Genomic DNA, 17,708 nt, shown 5'->3' on the forward strand with positions numbered 1-17,708 from the left:
GAACAGGGGCAACGTTTGGGATAGATCTGGGGGAAGGAAACTTCAGGCAGCGCGCAGCAGCAGCGCTGTCGGCTCTTCTAAATTCAGGGAAACGGCCGACGGTAGCGGCGGCAGCACCTGAATCTGGCCCGAGACCAATCCATACAGCCGGCCCTCTAGCGCCCCGTGTTTCAGGGGGGCATACCAGCGGGCATCCAGGGTCCATGGGCGTCCATCCCCTTCCGGCAGCAGCCAGAGTACCTGATGGGGCCGGGCCAGGCCGAGAACCTGTTGGCCATCCACCCCAGGGGCGGGGAGAAGGTGCCAGCGCTCCGGGCTGCTGAACAGCAGGGTGTTCAGGTGGCGCAACAGGTGAAAGAGGGGCCGGGGATTGCAAAGGCGATCCAACAGCCCCGGTGTGACGTCCATGGTGCGGTCCAGATCCATCAGGGGCTCCCCATAGAGGCGGCTGTCGGCCTGGGTCGCCACCGCGGCCAGGGCTTCCACAGCCGCCCGCTGGGCCGCCGCTTCGACCGAGGGCCACTCCATGAGCCAATCCACGGCGCCGATCTGGCGCCACGAATCCAGGGGCAGGTGGGGCACCGTTGCCCATGCCTGGGCAGGATCGAGCCGGCAGAGCACCCGGTGGACGTGGAGATGGGCGGCGGCCAGGCGCGCGTTGAGCTCCTGCAGCTCCTCCGGCATATATCCCAGACGGGTTCGCCGATGCTGTTTACCCGGCACAAACTGCCCGGGCAAAGCCACCGAGAGGCACACCGGCCTGGCCAGCGTTTCCAGCCCGGCGGCCAGGGCTGCCATGTCCGGCCAACGGGTGCCCAGCAGCACAACTTCCACCGTATCCGCCATCTCCGGAATGTCCCGGGCAGGAAACGGATCGCCAGGGCGCCAGAGGCAGGTGGCCGTGATGGAGATCCCCTCCCGCCGCAAAAGGTCCAGGCGCTCCCGCTGAAGGCTATCCTCCAGATCGGAAGCCGGCACCCGTAGATGGCGTACGCCCAGTTCGTAACAGGCCAGGGCAGGGTAATCGTTGCGGGCCGGCTGACGAACCAGGGAAGGCCAGGCGGCCGGCAACGCGGTGCGCCAGGCCAGGGGATGGCGCAGCGACACGCCCAGCGGCGAGTGGGGCAGATCGGGAGCGACCCGGGTTAAGAGGCGCCGGAAGGTCGCGGCCCCGGTCGCGCCACCGGTCCGGATCAGGTGAAGCCGGTAGTCGCCGTCCTCCCCCCGGCGGACCAGGTAAAAGCCCAACTTGGCCACGTCATCACGGCCCTGCTCTGGGGGAGGCGGGCTGGAGAAGAGCTCACCAAAGCCGGGGCGGGTAAAGGAGACGGACGGAACCACCACATAGCGGGCGCCGTGCAGCCGATCGACAAAGGCAAAATGTACGTGGGCCGCAAAGAGCAGCTCCACCCGATGCCGGGCCACCAGCTCCAAGAGCCAGGAGCGGGCCGGCAGGTCGATGTTATCGTAATGGCCCAGGCCGGCTTCCTGGGGATGATCCAGGTAGGGCGGCAGGTGCAGGAAGAGGACCACGGGACTATCGCCCTGGGCTGCCAGGTCCGCTTCACACCAGCGCTGCTGCTCGGCCGCAGCGGGCAATGGGCTGTTGAGAAGCTGGGAATTAAGCACCACAAAGTGGATCCCACCCTGATCCCAGCTATACCAGGAGCGGCCAAAACGACGGTGATAGGCCGCCAGGGATTCCCCGGTCACCCAGGCCGTGGGCATGGTGGGGTCCGGCTTGTCACCCACGTCGTGGTTGCCGGCCACCAGCCGTGGCCGTAGGCCCTGGCTGGCCCATTGGGCGCAGGCCGCATCCACGGCCTGGGGGAAGTCGGGCCGCTCTGGGAATGTCTGCACCAGGTCGCCCAGGTGGACCACCAGGGGAACATCCAGGGCCGCCACCAGCTCCAGGGCGAAGGCCGTGCGGGCACTCTGTTGACGGCGGGAAGAGAACTCCGTCGCCGCCCCGTCAGATTCCAGCATGAAATGGGTATCGGCAATGACCACCCATTCCATGGAGGCCGACGGCAAGAAGGATCGATCCAGGGTCATCCCCATTGCAACAAAAGATCCAGCAGATTGCGGCCCAGGATGAGCTGGACCCCCGTCAGGAACAACAACGTATAGACCAGCCGATTGAACCAGCGGTCGCTGAAGCGTCGGTTGAGGTAGACGCCCAGGCGAACGCCCAGGTAGGCCAGGGGGGACAGGATCAGGATGGTGGTCAGGTTGCCCACCCGCAGCAGGCCCAGATAGGCATACGGAATCAGCTTGATCAGGTTGAGGGCACTGAAGAAGATCACGTTGGTCCCCACGAAAATATCCCGGGGGAGCCGCTGGGGCAGCAGGTAGATGGTGGCCGGAGGTCCGCCCGCGTGGGCCAGGGTGGAGGTAAAACCCGCCGCCGCGCCCAGGAAGACGCCGGCGATGGCTGGCGGCTGGGTCTTGGTCAGCGCGCCCAACAAAAGGGAACGCCCCGCCTGGTAGGCCACAAAGGCCAGGGCCAGCACGCCGATGCCCACCTTGAGCACCCGCTCGTTGTCGCTGAAATAGCCGAAAAAGAGGGCCCCCAGCAGGATGCCCACGATGGCGCCGGGCAACATCCGCTGGATGCTGGGCCGATCATAGGTGTGCCAATAGTGGCGCAAAGAGAAAATATCCGCAATAATGAGAAGAGGCAGCAACAACGCTGCTGCATCGGTCACCGAGATGGTGAGTGCCATGAGCGGGGTGGCGATCACACCGACACCACCGCCGAATCCAGCCTTGGCCACCCCGATGAGCACAATGGCCAGAACAGCGGTTACCCAAAACATGGGCGGATAATGGGGCAACGACAACGACACAGGGTAGCTTTCTAGTTGGGTGTGTCTGAAAGAGTTGAAGCCAGTTTCGAGAAAAACGCTCGAGTTTGGTACAGACCCGCTGTTGCAATTTGTACCAGAGCCATTGTAACATTGCCCTGGTGAAGTAGCAATCATCCAGGGGGCGTGTGCCAGAGATAAAGACCCGGCCAGAACCGATGAGATCCCCTGCTCCAGTGGTTCGGGCCAAGGTACGCTCCTCACCCCCGACACCCACGCTGATCCACGAAGACGTGCCCCAAGGCCGCTTTTCCAGCGCCGCGGGCGCGCAGAAAGAGGGTGAAGACAACCCATGGCAGGGAGGATTCTGGCCATCTGCTTCGACTGTGGCGACACTTTGGTGGATGAAGGGACCGAAGTCAAAGATGACTCTGGTGTGACCTTACGGGCAGAACTGATTCCAGGAGCCGCCGAGACAGTGCGAGAGCTGAAACGCCGCGGCTATCCCCTGGCCCTGGTTGCCGATGGGCCGGTGGGCACCTTTCACCATGTCCTGACCCAGCACAACCTGCTGGATCTCTTCGATGTCTTCGCCATCTCCGGCGAGCTGGGCGTGGAAAAGCCCCACCCGGCCATCTTCCACTACGCCCTCTCCCGGCTGGGGATCCACCCACCGGACTACCGGCGCACGGTCATGGTGGGCAACAACCTGGCCCGGGACATCAAGGGCGCCAATCACATGGGCATGATCAGCGTCTGGCTGGACTGGGCCCCCCGACGGGCCAAGGTACCAGCCGACCCCGGTGAGGTGCCCCAGTTCACCATCAAGGAACCCCTCCAACTGTTACAGCTCATCGATGAATTGGAAAAGGCACTGTCATGAGCCAACAGCCATCCCAGCCCCATCGTCCCTCGGGCCGACGCACCATCCAAATCGTCTGCCACAAGGGCGCCAATGAGTACGCGCCGGAAAATACCTACGCCGCCGCCCAGCTCTGCATCGACTGGGGCATGGACTACGTGGAAATCGACGTCAACACCAGCAAGGACGGCGTCCTCTACCTCTTCCACGGACCCCAACTGGAGGAGACCACCAACGGCGTGGGCTACTTTTCGGATCTCACCGCCGCGGAGATCGACCAGTTGGATGCAGGCAGCTGGTTCGACCCCCGCTTCGCCGGCGAACGGGTCCCCCGGCTGGAGGAATTCCTGCGCTGGATCAAGGGCAAGGCCAAAGTCTTCCTGGATGTGAAGGCCGCGGATCTCTCCCGGCTCATCGCGCTGATCTACGAAATCGGCCTGGAGGATGACTGCTTCTTCTGGTTCGGCAAGGACGAAGACGCGCTGCGCTTCCGCCAGCTGGACCGCCGGCTGGCCCTGAAGATGAACGTGGCCAGCGTGGAGGATGTGATCCAGGCCCACGAACGCTACCACGCCAACATCGTGGAAGTCTCCCTCCAGGACATGAGCCAGGCCCTGGTGGATGAATGCCGCCGCCGGGGACTCCAGATCATGATCTATCACCGACAAAAGGATCCCGTCGGTTTCCGCCAGATCCTGGACTGGGGGGTGGACATGGTCAACCTCAACCACGGCGACCTCTTTGCCCGCATCGCCGCCGAATACGTGCCATCCGGCGGCGGCGCCAGCCAGACGACGCCCCGCCCCAGGCGGGTGGTGCTCTTCGTGCTGGGCGGCTGCCGGGCTGATGCCATCTCCCATGCCATCTCTGCCGCCACCGCCCCCACCCTGCACCGCCTGATGGCCCAGGGCGCCTGGACCCTCTCCGCGCAGACCGTCACCCCGGCCATCGCCCTGCCCTGCCTGGCGTCCCTTTTCCTCTCCAGCCACCCGTCCCGCCACGGCATCACCACCAACCGCTGGACGCCCCCGTCGCCGGCCATCCCCAGCCTGGTTCAGGTCATCAGCCAGGCCGGCTACCAGACCGCCGCCTTCTACACCTGGGAGCCCCTGCGAGACCTGGCACCCCCCGGCACCCTGGAGCTGGCCTTCTACCGGCGGCTCAGCGAAGATGGCTTCCACCAGGTGGGCCAGATGGCGGCCACCACCATCGCCCGCCTGCTGCCCACCTTCGCCTTCGTCTACCTGGACGCCACCGACGGCGTCGGCCACCGGGACGGCTGGATGTCGCCCACCTACCTGGAAGCCCTGCGCCGCACGGACGAGATCCTGGGCCAGGTCATCCAGGAGCTGGAGGCGGTGGGAGCGCACCAGGAGACGGTCTACCTGGTCGTGGCGGATCACGGCGGCCACGACCACGGCCACGGGGCCGCCCGCGCCGAGGACACCACCATCCCCTGGATCATCAGCGGGCCGGGCATCCGCGCCAACCATCGGCTCTCCACCCCGGTGGACATCATCGACACCGCGCCCACCATTCTGCGCTGCCTGGGCCTGGACGCGCCGGCCAGCTGGCAGGGGCAGGTTGTAGCCGAGGCTTTCGAACCCCAGGCGGAAACCGTCCCCATGGGCGAGGCCAGCAGGTAACCCCACCTGGCAGATGGAGTGAACCATGAACCGCAGCAAGACCTTTTTCAGCGAATCCGGCGTGGCCGGCTTTACCCATCGGGCCTTCACCCGCTCCATGGGCTACGACGACGAGGAGATGGCCCGACCCGTCATCGGCATCTGCAACACCTACAGCGAGCTCAACAACTGCCATCAACACTTTCGGGAACTCTGCGAGGCCGTGAAGCGGGGCGTGCTGGAGGCCGGAGGGCTCCCCCTGGAGTTTCCCACCATCTCCCTGGGCGAGATCTTCCTCAACCCCACCTCCATGCTCTACCGCAACCTGGCCGCCATGGACACCGAGGAAATGATCCGGGCCCAGCCCATCGACGGAGTGGTGCTGCTGACCGGCTGTGACAAGACCACCCCGGCGGCGCTCATGGGCGCGGCCAGCGCCGACCTGCCCGCCATCCTGGTGGGCGGCGGCCCCATGCTCAACGGCCACTTCCGGGGACAGATCCTGGGCGCGTGCACCGACTGCCGCCGCCTCACCGCGGAATACCGGGCCGGTACCCTGGACGAAGCCACCTACCGGGAGATCGAGGACGGCATCGTGCGCAGCCCCGGCCACTGCATGGTCATGGGCACCGCCTCCACCATGAACACCCTGGCCGAGGCCCTGGGCATGGCCCTGCCCAACAACGGCGCCATCCCCGCGGTGGACGCCCGGCGCCTGCGCCTGGCCACCGCCGCCGGCCGGCGCATCGTCCACCTGGCCCGGGAAGGCATCCGCCCCTCCCAGATCATGACGCCGGAAGCGTTCCACAACGCCATCGTGGTGCTCAACGCCCTGGGCGGCAGCACCAACGCGGTGGTCCACCTGCCGGCCATCGCCCGCCGCCTGGGCATCGAGCTGCCCCTGGAGCGCTTCGACCAGATCAGCCGACGCACGCCGGTGATCGCCAACGTGCGCCCCATCGGCCGCTACCAGATGGAGGACCTCTACTACGCCGGGGGCACTGCAGCCCTGATCAAGGAGCTCCTGCCTTTGCTCCACGGCGATGCCCCGACCGTGACCGGCCGCACCCTGGCGGAAAATGTGCAGCAGGCCACAGTCCAGGATGCCGACATCATCCGGCCCCTGGACAACCCCCTCCAGCCGGAAGGGGGCATCGCGGTGCTGCGGGGCAACCTGGCGCCCGACGGGGCCATCATCAAGCAGGGCGCGGCATCGCCCCACCTGCTCCAACACCGGGGGCGGGCCGTGGTCTTCCGGGGGATGGACGACCTGCGGGCCCGGCTGGACGACCCGAACCTGGACGTGAAACCGGACGATGTGCTGGTCCTGCAGAACGTGGGGCCGGTGGGTGGGCCCGGCATGCCCGAGGTGGGCAACTTCTCCATCCCGGCCAAGTTGCTGCGGGAAGGGGTGCGGGACATGGTGCGCATCTCCGACGCGCGCATGAGCGGCACGGCGTTTGGCACCATCGTCCTCCATGTGGCGCCGGAGAGCGCGGTGGGCGGTCCCCTGGCCCTGGTGCAGGACGGCGACGAGATCGAGCTGGACGTGCCCAACCGCCGCCTGATCCTCCACGTGGATCCGGCCGAGCTGGAGCGGCGCCGGGCTGCCTGGCAACCGCCCCGGCCCGCCTTCCGCCGGGGCTATGGCTGGCTCTACCTCCAGCATGTGCTTCAGGCGCCCCAAGGCTGCGACTTCGATTTCCTGGCCGGCAGCGACCCTGTCACCGCCCAGGAACAGCCCAAATTCTGAAAGCTCATCTCCCAAATGGGTGCGAACCTGTCTGGTTCCCTGGGAAATCGGGATGGGCAGCACACATTTGTGGTAGATGAGCCATCTCAAGAGGCACTGGCCCATGTTTCAAGCCGATCCCAACCGGATCTACTTCCAGGCCCACCGGGGCAGCGTGGATGAACGGCCGGAAAACACCCTGGTCGCCTTCCGCCATGCCTGGCACTTTCCTGGCGCCATCCCCGAAACGGACGTGCGCACCACCCGAGACGGGGTGCTGATCTGCCTCCACGACGCCACCCTGGCCCGCACCACCGACGCGCCCGACGAGTACAAAGATGTGCCCGTCTCCCGGCTGACCGAAGCGGAAGTGCGTCGCTGGGATGCCGGCGTCCGCTTCAGCCCGGCCTACGCCGGCCAGCACGTCCCCACCCTGCGGGAAGTGCTGGCCGAGCTCAGCGGCCACCCAGAGCGGGCCCTCTACCTGGAGGTCAAGGACGCCGACTTCCAGGCCCTGGGCCGGCTCCTCGATGAATACGGCGTGTGGGACCAGATCCTCTTCATCGCCGGGAATCCCGCCTGGCTCCTGGAGCTGCAGCGCCTCTTTCCCGGCGTGCCCACCATGACCTGGCTCAGCGGCTCCCCAGAGAAAATTCAGGCCGGCTTCGAACATCTGGCCCGGACCGACTTCGCCGGCATCACCCAGCTCCAGATGCACCTGCACGCTGCAGCCGATCAGGACGCCATCCGCTACCTGTTGGATGAAGCTTTTTTGCAGTACGCCCAGGAGCGCCTGCGGAAGGTGGGCGCCGTCCTTCAGTTGCGGCCCTTCCGCTTCGACGGTCCGTCCCTGCGCCGGCTGATCGACCTGGGCGTACACTGGTTCGTCGCCGACGCGCCCGAGCAGTTCAGCGCAGCCCTGGCGGCCGCCCGGCGGTGATGCCGCGCCGCCGCTCCAGCCCGATTCGAGTCAACCTTTGGTCAACAGTCAACCTGCCAGCACCCAACGGATGAATCCCCCATGAACCATCGCCATCTGCACACCCACCGGCTGCCAGGCCTGGTCCTTCGCAGCCACGAATTCCAACTGCCCCTGGACTACGCCGACCCCGACCGGGGCGAGATCACCGTCTACGCCCGGGAGGTGGTGGCGGCCGGGCATGAGGACAAAGAGCTGCCCTGGCTGCTCTTCCTGCAGGGCGGCCCCGGCTTCGGCGCGCCCCGGCCCCTGGAAAATCAGGGCTGGCTCAAGCGGGCCCTGGCCGAGTTCCGGGTACTCCTGCTGGACCAGCGGGGCACCGGCCTCAGCAGCCCGGCCACGGCCCAGACCCTGGCCCGCCTGGCCACGGCCCGGGAGCAGGCCGACTACCTGCGCCACTTCCGGGCCGATGCCATCGTCCGGGACGCGGAAGCCATCCGCCGGATGCTGGTGGGCGAGGATCGGCCGTGGAGCGTGCTGGGCCAGAGCTTCGGCGGATTCTGCGCGGTCCACTACCTCTCGGCCGCGGCGGAGGGGCTGCGGGAGGTGCTGATCACGGGGGGGCTGCCACCCCTGGAGCGGCCGCCGGATCACGTCTATCGGGCCACCTACCGGCGGGTGCTGGAGATGAACCGCCGCTACTATGACCGCTACCCGGAGGACGTGGCCCGGGTCCAGGAAATCGTGGCCCATCTGCAGCGGGAGGAGGTGCGCCTGCCCACCGGAGACCGGCTCCCCCCCCGCCGTTTCCAGCAGTTGGGCATCGCCTTCGGCAGCAGCACCGGCTTTGAGGAGGTCCACTACCTGCTGGAGCAGGCTTTTGTGGCGGGCCGCCAGGGCCGGGAACTGAGCTACCCCTTCCTGCGGGGCGTGGAGAATGCCCAGTCCTTCGACACCAACCCCATCTACGCCATCCTGCACGAGGCCATCTACTGCCAGCACCAGGCGTCCCGCTGGTCGGCGCAACGGGTACGCCGGGAATTTCCAGACTTTGAACCCGCGGCGGGCAGGCCGGTCTACTTCACCGGCGAGATGGTCTATCCGTGGATGTTCGAGGAGTATGGGGCATTGCGCCCCCTGCGGGAGGCGGCGGAGATCCTGGCGGGCTACGAGGGATGGCCCCAGCTCTACGACGTGGCCACCCTACGGGCCAACCGGGTCCCCTGCGCTGCGGTCATCTACTACGACGACATGTACGTGGAGCGGGAATTTTCCGAGGAAACGGCCCGCCAGATCCGGGGCATGCGCATCTGGGTGACCAACGAGTACCAACACAACGGCCTGCGGGCTGACGGCGAACGCATCCTGGAGCGCCTGTTGGCCATGGCCCGGGGCGGATGAGGAGGAAGCATGCAAGCACATCGCATTTTGCTGGTGCTGGGCGGCACCTACCATGACTTCGATGGCTTTGCCGCCACCCTGACGCCGGTGTTGGCCCGGGGAGGCGCCCAGGTGGAGGCGACCTATGAGCTGAATCGCCTCCACGATCTGGGCGATGTAGACGTGGTGATCCTCTACACCTGCCTCAGCGGCCCCACGGCAGAGGCGCCGGACGCGGCGGGCATCGACGAGGGCCAGGCCCGCTCCCTGGCGGAATGGGTGGCCAGCGGCGGCGGGCTCTTGGCCCTGCATGCAGCCACCGTCTCCGCCCGCAACAACCCGACCCTGCGTGGGCTGATGGGCGGCGCCTTTGAAAGCCATCCGCCCCAATTCGCCTTTACCGTCTATCCCATGTACGGCCCCCACCCCATCACCGAGGGCATCGAGGCCTTCACCGTCCACGACGAGTTTTACATCCAGATCTACGAGCCAGACGTGGCCATTCACATGGTCGCCATGGACCGGGGTCTCTGTCACCCCATGGTCTGGAGCAAAGGGGTGGGCCAGGGACGGGTGGCCCACATCGCCCTGGGCCACGGCCCGGCCGTATGGAGCCTGCCGGCCTACCAGCAGCTGGTGGGGCAGGCAGTGGGATGGTTGGGGGAGCGCCGGGGGTAACGGGCGGCCTGTTACGCCTTCTCCGCCACGCCCAGGGTCGCCAGGATCTGGGTCACCTCCTGGCGCTCCGCTTCGGACAGCTCGGAGATGGGCGGGCGGACTGTCCGACTGCACAGCCCCATCTGGGCCATGGCTTCCTTCACCGCGGAGACGTTGTTGGCGTTGTTGCGCCGGGCCCGCAGCTCCTCAAAAGGGCGCACCTGGGCCCAGATGGCCATGGCCCGGGCGTAGTCCCCCTGTTCCAGGGCCTGTTGCATCTGCAGGGAGGGCCCGGTGATCACGTTGACCAGGCCGGAGGTAAAGCCGTGCGCGCCGCCGGGCCAGAAGAAGGGCGCCCACGATTCCGCGATGCCGCAGATCCAGGCCAGGCGGTCCGGCCCCACCTGGCGCACCAGGGTGGCGAAGAGCTGGGGATTGGCCACGGCATATTTCACGCCCACAAAATTGGGGCAGGCGTCGGCCAGGCCGCCCAGGGCCGCCGCGCCGATGGCCGCGTCCCGCACATAGGGCACCACGCCCAACGCCGGCACCGCGTCGGCAATGGCCTTGTGATAGGCGATCCAGCCTTCGTCAGAGCGGTAGGGGTGTACCGGCTGGTGGACCATCACCGCGTGGGCCCCCAGGGAGGCGGCATCCCGGGCCATGGCAGCGGCCGTGGCGGCATCGAAGCCCACGCCGGCCAGCACCAGTGCCTTGCCCTGGGCGCCGGCTACCGCGGCCTGGACTGCGGCTCGATGCTCTTCAGGCGTCAGGGAATAGAATTCGCCGGTGTTGCCGTTGGGCGTCACCACCGTGATGCCGCCGGCCACCATCCGCTCCACCAGGGCGGCGTAGGTGGCGAAATCGGCCTCCCCACTTTCGGTGAACGGGGTCACCGGGATGGCCGAGACGGTGTGTAGGGCCTGTTGAATGGCGCTCAGTTCCATTGGAGTCCTCCCTGAAGGGTGCATGCACGGTCGTTACAGCCAGGGTTATAACACGGGGTTGCCGGTTTGAGCAATTCCCCTGGCTACGGTTAAACTTAAGGGCAGTGATGCCATCACGCCGCTCCCATGGTGCCACATGCCAGGCACAGCACAAAAAACTCCCATTCAACCCGTAGAAAGCAGGGTATCGTTGTGAAGATCACCAAACTGGAAACCTTCCTGGTCAAACCCCGCTGGCTTTTTCTGAAGATTCACACCGACGAAGGCCTGGTAGGCCTGGGCGAACCCATCCTGGAAGGGCGAGCGCGGACCGTGGCCCAGGCAGTGGCCGAAGTGGAGCCCTACCTGGTGGGCAAAGATCCCACCCGGGTGGTGCACCACTGGCAGGCCATCTACAAGCATGCCTTCTACCGGGGCGGACCCATCCTCACCAGCGCGCTCTCGGGCATCGAGCACGCGCTGTGGGATCTGGCCGGCAAGGCCGTGGGGCTGCCGGTGTACAAGATGCTGGGCGGCCCCCTGCGGGATCGCATCAAGGTCTACAAAGGCATCGGCGGCGGCAGTGTGGAAGAGGCCGTGGCCAATGCCAAAGCCGCAGTGGAACGGGGCTTCATCGCCATCAAGACCGGCGTGGGCGGCCCCCGCCCGGCCCGCATCATCGAGACCCCCGGCTTCGTGGACCACGTGGTGGAGCGCTTCGCCGCCATCCGGGAGGCCGTGGGCAAGGAGGTGGACATCGCCATCGACTTCCACGGCGCGGTCAGCCCCCAGACGGCCATGCTCCTCATCAAGGCCCTGGAGCCCTACCAGCCCCTCTTCGTGGAGGAGCCGGTCCAGTGCCAGAACGTGGACGTCCTGGCCGACATCGCCCGCAAGACCCATCTGCCCATCGCCACCGGCGAACGGATCTTTACCAAGTGGGGCTTCCGGGAGATCCTGGAAAAGCGGGCCGCCTCCATCCTCCAGCCCGACATCTCCCACGCGGGCGGCATCTTCGAAGCTCGCCTCATCGCCGGGATGGCCGAAGCCTACTACGCCGCCATCGCGCCCCACTGCCCCCTGGGGCCCATCTCCCTGGCCGCGGGCATCCACCTGGACGCCTCCATCCCCAACTTCCTGGCCCAGGAACACACCACCTTTGGGGAAGGCTACCTGAAGCAGCCCTTTACCTTCAAGGACGGCTACCTGGAACTGCCCACCGGCCCCGGCCTGGGCATCGAGCTGGACGAGGAAGCCCTGGCCGACAAGATCGGCCACGACTGGCGCAACCCCGAAACCTATCACCCGGACGACGGCGCGGCCATCGACTGGTAGGAGAGAGCCATCATGAAAATCACCTCTGTCAAAACCGCCGCCACCCGCGGCCACGGCATGCACCTCTGGGTCAAAGTGGAGACCGACGCCGGCATCACCGGCCTGGGCGAATGTGTCCACGGCGGCAAGCAGGCCATCGCCATTATCCAGAACCTGGCGCCCCGCCTCATCGGCCGGGACCCCTTCGCCATCGACGCCATCTTCGAAGAGCTGCGGCGCAGCCACGTCTTCGATGGCGGCTTCGCCGGCGCCCTCATCACCGCCCTGACCGGCATTGAGATCGCGCTGTGGGACCTGAAGGGCAAGGCCCTGGGCGTGCCCGTCTACGAGCTGCTGGGCGGCAAGTTCCGAGACAAGATCCGGGTCTACGCCGACTGCCAGGTGGAGCCCGGCATGAACTTCGACGAGATCCAGCAGGTGGTGGACCAGGTGCTGGAGCGAGGCTTCACCGCCCTGAAGATCGACCTGGACATCCACGCCTATGGCCACGCCGGCAGCGAGGTGGCCGGCTTCACCAAGGACAAATTCAACTACACCGCGGGCCAGTGGGAACACGAGCGCATGGTGGAGATGGTGGAGATGGTCACCCGGGCCGCGGGCAAAAACGTGGACGTGGCCGCAGATGTCCACACCCGGCTGGATGTGCCCAGCGCCATCCGCCTGGCCCGGGACCTGGAGCAGTTCCACCTCCTCTGGCTGGAAGAGCCGGTGCCGGCGGAGAACATCGACGCCATGCGGGAAGTCACCCGCTCCACCAGCACCCCCATCTGCAGCGGGGAGAACCTCTACCTGCGCCACGGCTTCCGGGAGCTCATCGAGAAGCAGGCCGTCAACATCATCATGCCGGACATCCCCAAGTGTGGCGGCCTGTCGGAGTGCCGCAAGATCGCCAACCTGGCCGAAATCTACTACATGCCCTTCGCGCCCCACAACGTCTCGTCGCCCATCGGTACCCTGGCCTCGGCCCATGTCTGCGCCACCGTGCCCAACTTCCTGGTGTTGGAGTTCCACTGGCTCCACCGGGACTACTGGACCACCATCATCCAGGAAAAGACCGACATCATCCAGGACGGCTACATCACCCTGACCGACCGGCCCGGCATCGGCGTGGAGCTGGACGAAGAGGTGGCCCGCCAGTACCAGTTCCCGGGCACCACCTGGTTCGAATAACGATGACGTCATCAAGGAGGAGCCCATGAGCAAGCGCAAGGTTCTGATCACCGGTGCGGCCGGCCGCATCGGCAGCTTCCTCACCCGACAGTGGGTGGACCGCTATGACCTGGTCCTGACCGACATCCGCACCCCAGCCGACAGCCACGGCTTCCCCTTCATCCAGGCCAACCTGGCCGACTTCGAAGCCGTGGTGCCCCTCTGCCAGGGGGTGGACACGGTGGTGCACCTGGGCGCCGACCCCAGCATGCAGGCCACCTGGGAGAGCCTGCTGCCCAACAACGTCATCGCGGTCTACAACGTCTTCGAGGCCGCCCGACGGGCCGGCTGCCGTCGAGTCATCTTCGCCAGCAGCGTCAACGCCGTCTTCGCCTACCCACCGGACGTCCAGGTGACCACCACCCATCACCCGGTGCGCCCGCCCAACCTGTACGGCGCCAGCAAGGCCTGGGGCGAGGCCGTGGCCGCCTACTACGGCACCCAGACGCCCCTCTCGGCCATCTGCCTGCGCTTCGGCTGGGTGGTGGACCGGAACAGCCCCGAGATCCGGGTGGATCACCCGTACATCGACATCACCCTGACCTACGAAGACCTGACCCGGCTGGTGACCGCGGCCATCGAAGCCGATGACAGCCTGGACTACCGGGTCTTCCATGGGGTTTCGAACAACCGATGGAAACGGCTGGACATCAGCGACGCGCGGGAAATCCTGGGCTACGATCCCCAGGACGACGCCTTCGAGCTGGCCAAACAGAACGCGAGCCAGTAGCGGAAAGGATCCACACCATGCCCACCAACATAGACAGGCACCTTCAGCAGGTCTGCCAGGAAGGGCTGATCGCCATCGTGCGGGGCAACTTTCCCACCCCGCGCCTCCTGGAGATCGCCGACACCCTCCAGGACGCGGGCGTCCTGGTCATGGAAGTCACCCTCAACACCACCGGCGCGCTGGACGCCATCGCCCGCCTGCGGGAACGCTTCGGCGACCGTATGCTGGTGGGCGCCGGCACCGTGCGCACCCGGGCCCAGTTTGAAGAAGCGGTGGCCGCCGGCGCCCAGTTCACCGTGGCCCCCAACCTGGACCTGGCCACGGTGGAGCAGGCCCAGGCTCGAGATGTCCTCCACCTGCCTGGCATCTTCACCCCCACCGAGGCCGAGACCGCGTACCGGGCCGGCTGCAAGGCGGTCAAGCTCTTCCCTTCGGACGTGGTGGGGCCCAAATATCTCAAGGCCCTGCGCGCGCCCCTGGACGACATCCTCTTCATCCCCACCGGCGGCGTGACGCCCGAGAACGTGGGCGACTATATCCGTGCCGGCGCGGCCGCGGTCGGCCTGGGCAGCGCCCTGGTCACCGGCCCGGACCAATCCCGGGAAGATCTCATGGCCCGCGCCCACAAGATCCGCCAGGCATGGGAGGAAGCCAAGCGCCCATGAGTACGCAACCACGTTTCGATGTGACCACCACCGGCGAGGCCATGCTGCGCCTCAGCGTGCCGGTGGGCGTACGCCTGGAGACGGCCGACCGGCTGGACATGCGCCCCGGCGGTGCCGAAGCCAACCTGGCCGTGGCCCTGGCCCGCCTGGGCCGCCGCAGCGCCTGGGTGGGCGGCCTGCCCAAGAATCCCCTGGGCCGCAACCTGGCCAACCACCTGCGGGTAGCCGGCGTGGATCTGGAAGGGGTCGTCTGGTCCAACGAGGGGCGCATGGGCACCTACTACGTGGAGTTCGCCGCACCGCCCCGGGCCACCCAGGTCATCTACGACCGGGCCAATTCCTGCGCGGCCCGCCTCACCCCCGGAGACATCCCCTGGGACTACCTGCTGGACACCCGGCTGATCCACCTCACCGGCATCACGCCGCCCCTCTCCCCCGGCTGCAAGGCCATCGTGGAAGAGGCGGTACGCCGGGCCCGTCAGCAAGGGGTGGCCATCAGCTTCGATGTGAACTTCCGCAGCAAGCTCTGGACGCCCCAAGAAGCCGCCGAGACCATCGTCCCCCTGGTCCAGGAGATCGACCTCTTCTTCTGTGGCCGGGGCGACGCCCGCAACCTCTTTGGCCTGGACGGCCCGCCGGAGGAGATGGTGCAGCGGCTGGCAGAGATCACCCACGCGCGGCTGGTGGTCATGTCCCTGGCGGAGGCCGGCGTCCTGGCCTTCGATGGACAGGACTTCCACCACGAGCCGGCCCAGCCGGTCCAGATCATCGACCGGCCCGGCGCCGGGGATGGGCTGGCCGCGGGCGTCATCCACGGCTGGCTGGACGGCGACCTGCGCCGGGGCCTGCAGACGGGGGTGGTGCTGGCGGCCTTGGCCCTGAGCCAACACGGTGATATGATCGTCACCACCCCCGAGGAAGTGGAATCCCTGATCCAGGCCAGCCACACGACCCTGGTCCGCTAACCTCCGGCGGGCCGGGGTAGATGCCGCTTCCAGGGGAAACACGGTAGAGCCACAGATTGTACAGAGAATACCGATTGTCTAACCAAAAGGCATCGTGGTAGGACTACTCGTAGGCCCGGTATAGAAACCGGACCTACGAAGTCATGAGCACTACTTTGCCAGAGAATCTTCGCCAGAGAATCGGTATCATTCCACGGGGAGGAACGCGATGGCGCAATCACGCCGATTTGCCATTCTGGCCCAACGGGACATCAACCAGGAAACCTTCGTGGAGCCGTGGCCCAAAGCTGGCCTGGTGGTGACCGACAGCCCGTATGACCCCCAGCCCAGCCTGCGCATGGAAGGGGGCCGGGTCGTGGAGATGGACGGCCGCCAGCGGGCCGATTTCGACATGCTCGACCTGTTCATCGCCGACCACAGCCTGGACCTGGCCGTGGCCGAGGAAGCCATGGCCACCCCCTCCCAAACCATCGCCCGCATGCTGGTGGACATCAACGTCCCGGCCGCGGCCGTCCGGCGGCTGGCCCGGGGCTGCACCCCGGCCAAGCTCTGCGACATCATCCGCCACATGAACGTGCTGGAGATGATGGTGGGCCTGGGCAAGATGCGGGTGCGCCGCACGCCGGCCAACCAGGCCCACGTCACCAACTGGCGGGAACACCCGGCCCTGCTGGCGGCAGACGCGGCCGAAGCCAGCCTGCGGGGTTTCGCCGAGGTGGAAACCACCGTGCGGGTGGCCCGCAACGCGCCCTTCAACGCCCTGGCCGTGCTCATCGGCACCCAGACGGGCCGGGGCGGCGTGCTGACCCAGTGTGCCGTGGAGGAAGCCCTGGGCCTGCGCCTGGCCATGAAGGGGCTCACCACCTACGCCGAAACCCTCTCCGTCTACGGCACCGAGCGCACCTTCGTGGACGGCGACGACACCCCCTGGTCCAAGGCCTTCCTGGCCTCGGCCTACGCCTCCCGGGGCGTGAAGGTGCGCTTCACCTCCGGCACCGGCTCCGAGGCCCTCATGGGCAACGCGGAGGGCTGCTCCATGCTCTACCTGGAGGCCCGCTGCCTGCAGGTAGTGCGGGGCGCGGGCAGCCAGGGTGTCCAGAACGGCTCCATCTCCTGCATCGCCCTGCCCGAATCCCTGCCTGGCGGCGTGCGCGCGGTGTTGGCCGAAAATTTGCTGGCCTCCATGCTCGGGCTGGAAGTGGCCTCGGGCAACGATGCCCTGGCCTCCCACTCGGCCATCCGCAAGTCGGCCAAGCTGATGCTCCAGTTCATCCCCGGCACCGACTTCATCTTCTCCGGCTACAGCGCCGTGCCCAAGCGGGACAACCTCTTCGGCGGCGGCAACTTCGACGCCGAAGACTTCGACGACTACAACGTCCTCCAGCGGGACATGCAGGTGGACGGCGGCCTGCGCCCCATCACCGAGGAAGAGGCCCTGGCCATCCGCCGGGAGGCCGCCCGGGCCATCCAGGCCGTGTACGCCGAGCTGGGCTTCCCCCCCATCAGCGACGAGGAGGTGGAGGCTGCGGTCATCGCCCACAGCAGTGACGACATGCCCGAGCGGGACCTGGTGGCCGATCTGGAAGCGGCGGACCGCTTCCTGGCCGGCGAAGAAGGCATGCTGACCGTGGTCCAGGCCTTGCACCGCCGGGGCTTCACCCGCACCGCCCAGAACATCCTGGAGATGGGGCGCCAGCGGGTGGCCGGGGATTACCTGCAGCCGTCGGCCATCTTCGACCGCCACTTCCGGGTGCTCAGCGCCATCAACGACCCCAACGACTACACCGGCCCGGGCACCGGCTACCGGGTGGAGGGCGAACGCTGGCAGGAGATCCAGGCCATTCCCCAGGCCCGCCCGCCCCAGGATTTCATCAAGGACCAGGTGGGCGAGCCGTG

General features: G+C 67.0%; 14 protein-coding genes and 1 pseudogene. 12 read left to right on the plus strand and 3 right to left on the minus strand.

The genetic code is table 11. The annotated features are described in order from the left end of the window. Positions 1–42: 42 nt before the first annotated feature. Both FKZ61_RS17870 and FKZ61_RS17875 read right to left on the minus strand, forming a co-directional pair. Positions 43–2,055: a metallophosphoesterase gene (locus tag FKZ61_RS17870; RefSeq protein WP_170199934.1), complete on the minus strand. Its 2,013-nt coding sequence runs from the start codon at positions 2,053–2,055 to the stop codon at positions 43–45. Next, positions 2,052–2,849, minus strand: coding sequence for a sulfite exporter TauE/SafE family protein (locus FKZ61_RS17875; RefSeq protein ID WP_229964307.1), 798 nt, complete (start codon positions 2,847–2,849; stop codon positions 2,052–2,054). Before FKZ61_RS17875 ends, FKZ61_RS17870 begins: the two co-directional genes overlap by 4 nt. 310 nt (positions 2,850–3,159) lie before the next feature. Here FKZ61_RS17875 and FKZ61_RS17880 point away from each other — a divergent pair, with 310 nt between their 5' ends. The 6 genes from FKZ61_RS17880 (at position 3,160) to FKZ61_RS17905 (ending at position 10,003) form a co-directional block, all read left to right on the plus strand. Further along, positions 3,160–3,690, plus strand: a complete 531-nt coding sequence (locus tag FKZ61_RS17880; RefSeq protein ID WP_141611506.1) for an HAD family hydrolase — start codon at positions 3,160–3,162, stop codon at positions 3,688–3,690. After that, positions 3,687–5,315 carry a glycerophosphodiester phosphodiesterase family protein gene (locus tag FKZ61_RS17885; RefSeq protein WP_141611507.1) on the plus strand — a complete coding sequence of 543 codons (1,629 nt, stop codon included), beginning with the start codon at positions 3,687–3,689 and terminating at the stop codon, positions 5,313–5,315. The genes FKZ61_RS17880 and FKZ61_RS17885 overlap by 4 nt, the downstream gene beginning before the upstream one ends. Positions 5,316–5,340: 25 nt before the next feature. Continuing rightward, a complete protein-coding gene (locus FKZ61_RS17890) occupies positions 5,341–7,047 on the plus strand; it encodes an IlvD/Edd family dehydratase (RefSeq protein WP_141611508.1) in 1,707 nt (568 codons plus the stop codon). Between the two features lie 103 nt (positions 7,048–7,150). Then, a complete protein-coding gene (locus FKZ61_RS17895) occupies positions 7,151–7,966 on the plus strand; it encodes a glycerophosphodiester phosphodiesterase (RefSeq protein ID WP_170199938.1) in 816 nt (271 codons plus the stop codon). Positions 7,967–8,047: 81 nt separating this feature from the next. Beyond that, positions 8,048–9,346: an alpha/beta fold hydrolase gene (locus tag FKZ61_RS17900; protein ID WP_141611510.1), complete on the plus strand. Its 1,299-nt coding sequence runs from the start codon at positions 8,048–8,050 to the stop codon at positions 9,344–9,346. Positions 9,347–9,355: 9 nt separating this feature from the next. Next, the gene (locus FKZ61_RS17905; protein ID WP_141611511.1) at positions 9,356–10,003 is read left to right on the plus strand and encodes a ThuA domain-containing protein; all 648 of its coding nucleotides are present in this window, start codon (positions 9,356–9,358) and stop codon (positions 10,001–10,003) included. Positions 10,004–10,014: 11 nt separating this feature from the next. On the opposite strand, the gene FKZ61_RS17910 is transcribed toward FKZ61_RS17905, so the two are convergent. Beyond that, positions 10,015–10,929, minus strand: a complete 915-nt coding sequence (locus FKZ61_RS17910; RefSeq protein ID WP_141611512.1) for a dihydrodipicolinate synthase family protein — start codon at positions 10,927–10,929, stop codon at positions 10,015–10,017. Positions 10,930–11,121: 192 nt separating this feature from the next. Between FKZ61_RS17910 and dgoD the strand changes: the two genes are divergently transcribed. The 6 genes and pseudogenes from dgoD to FKZ61_RS17940 all read left to right on the plus strand — a co-directional run. Beyond that, positions 11,122–12,243, plus strand: a complete 1,122-nt coding sequence (dgoD, locus tag FKZ61_RS17915) for a galactonate dehydratase (RefSeq protein ID WP_211358621.1) — start codon at positions 11,122–11,124, stop codon at positions 12,241–12,243. 12 nt (positions 12,244–12,255) lie between these two features. Then, entirely contained in the window at positions 12,256–13,413 is a 1,158-nt protein-coding gene (locus FKZ61_RS17920; protein WP_141611514.1) for a mandelate racemase/muconate lactonizing enzyme family protein, read from the plus strand. Between the two features lie 25 nt (positions 13,414–13,438). Continuing rightward, entirely contained in the window at positions 13,439–14,182 is a 744-nt protein-coding gene (locus FKZ61_RS17925) for an NAD-dependent epimerase/dehydratase family protein (protein WP_141611515.1), read from the plus strand. Between the two features lie 17 nt (positions 14,183–14,199). After that, positions 14,200–14,847 (plus strand): bifunctional 4-hydroxy-2-oxoglutarate aldolase/2-dehydro-3-deoxy-phosphogluconate aldolase, encoded by a 648-nt coding sequence (locus FKZ61_RS17930; RefSeq protein ID WP_170199939.1) that lies wholly within the window; start codon positions 14,200–14,202, stop codon positions 14,845–14,847. Further along, positions 14,844–15,812, plus strand: coding sequence for a sugar kinase (locus tag FKZ61_RS17935; RefSeq protein WP_170199941.1), 969 nt, complete (start codon positions 14,844–14,846; stop codon positions 15,810–15,812). The genes FKZ61_RS17930 and FKZ61_RS17935 overlap by 4 nt, the downstream gene beginning before the upstream one ends. A gap of 208 nt (positions 15,813–16,020) precedes the next feature. Next, positions 16,021–17,679 (plus strand): annotated as a pseudogene (locus FKZ61_RS17940) (propanediol/glycerol family dehydratase large subunit); the annotation flags it as partial. Positions 17,680–17,708 lie beyond the last annotated feature (29 nt).

It is taken from the genome of Litorilinea aerophila, from assembly GCF_006569185.2.
Classification (GTDB): domain Bacteria; phylum Chloroflexota; class Anaerolineae; order Caldilineales; family Caldilineaceae; genus Litorilinea; species Litorilinea aerophila.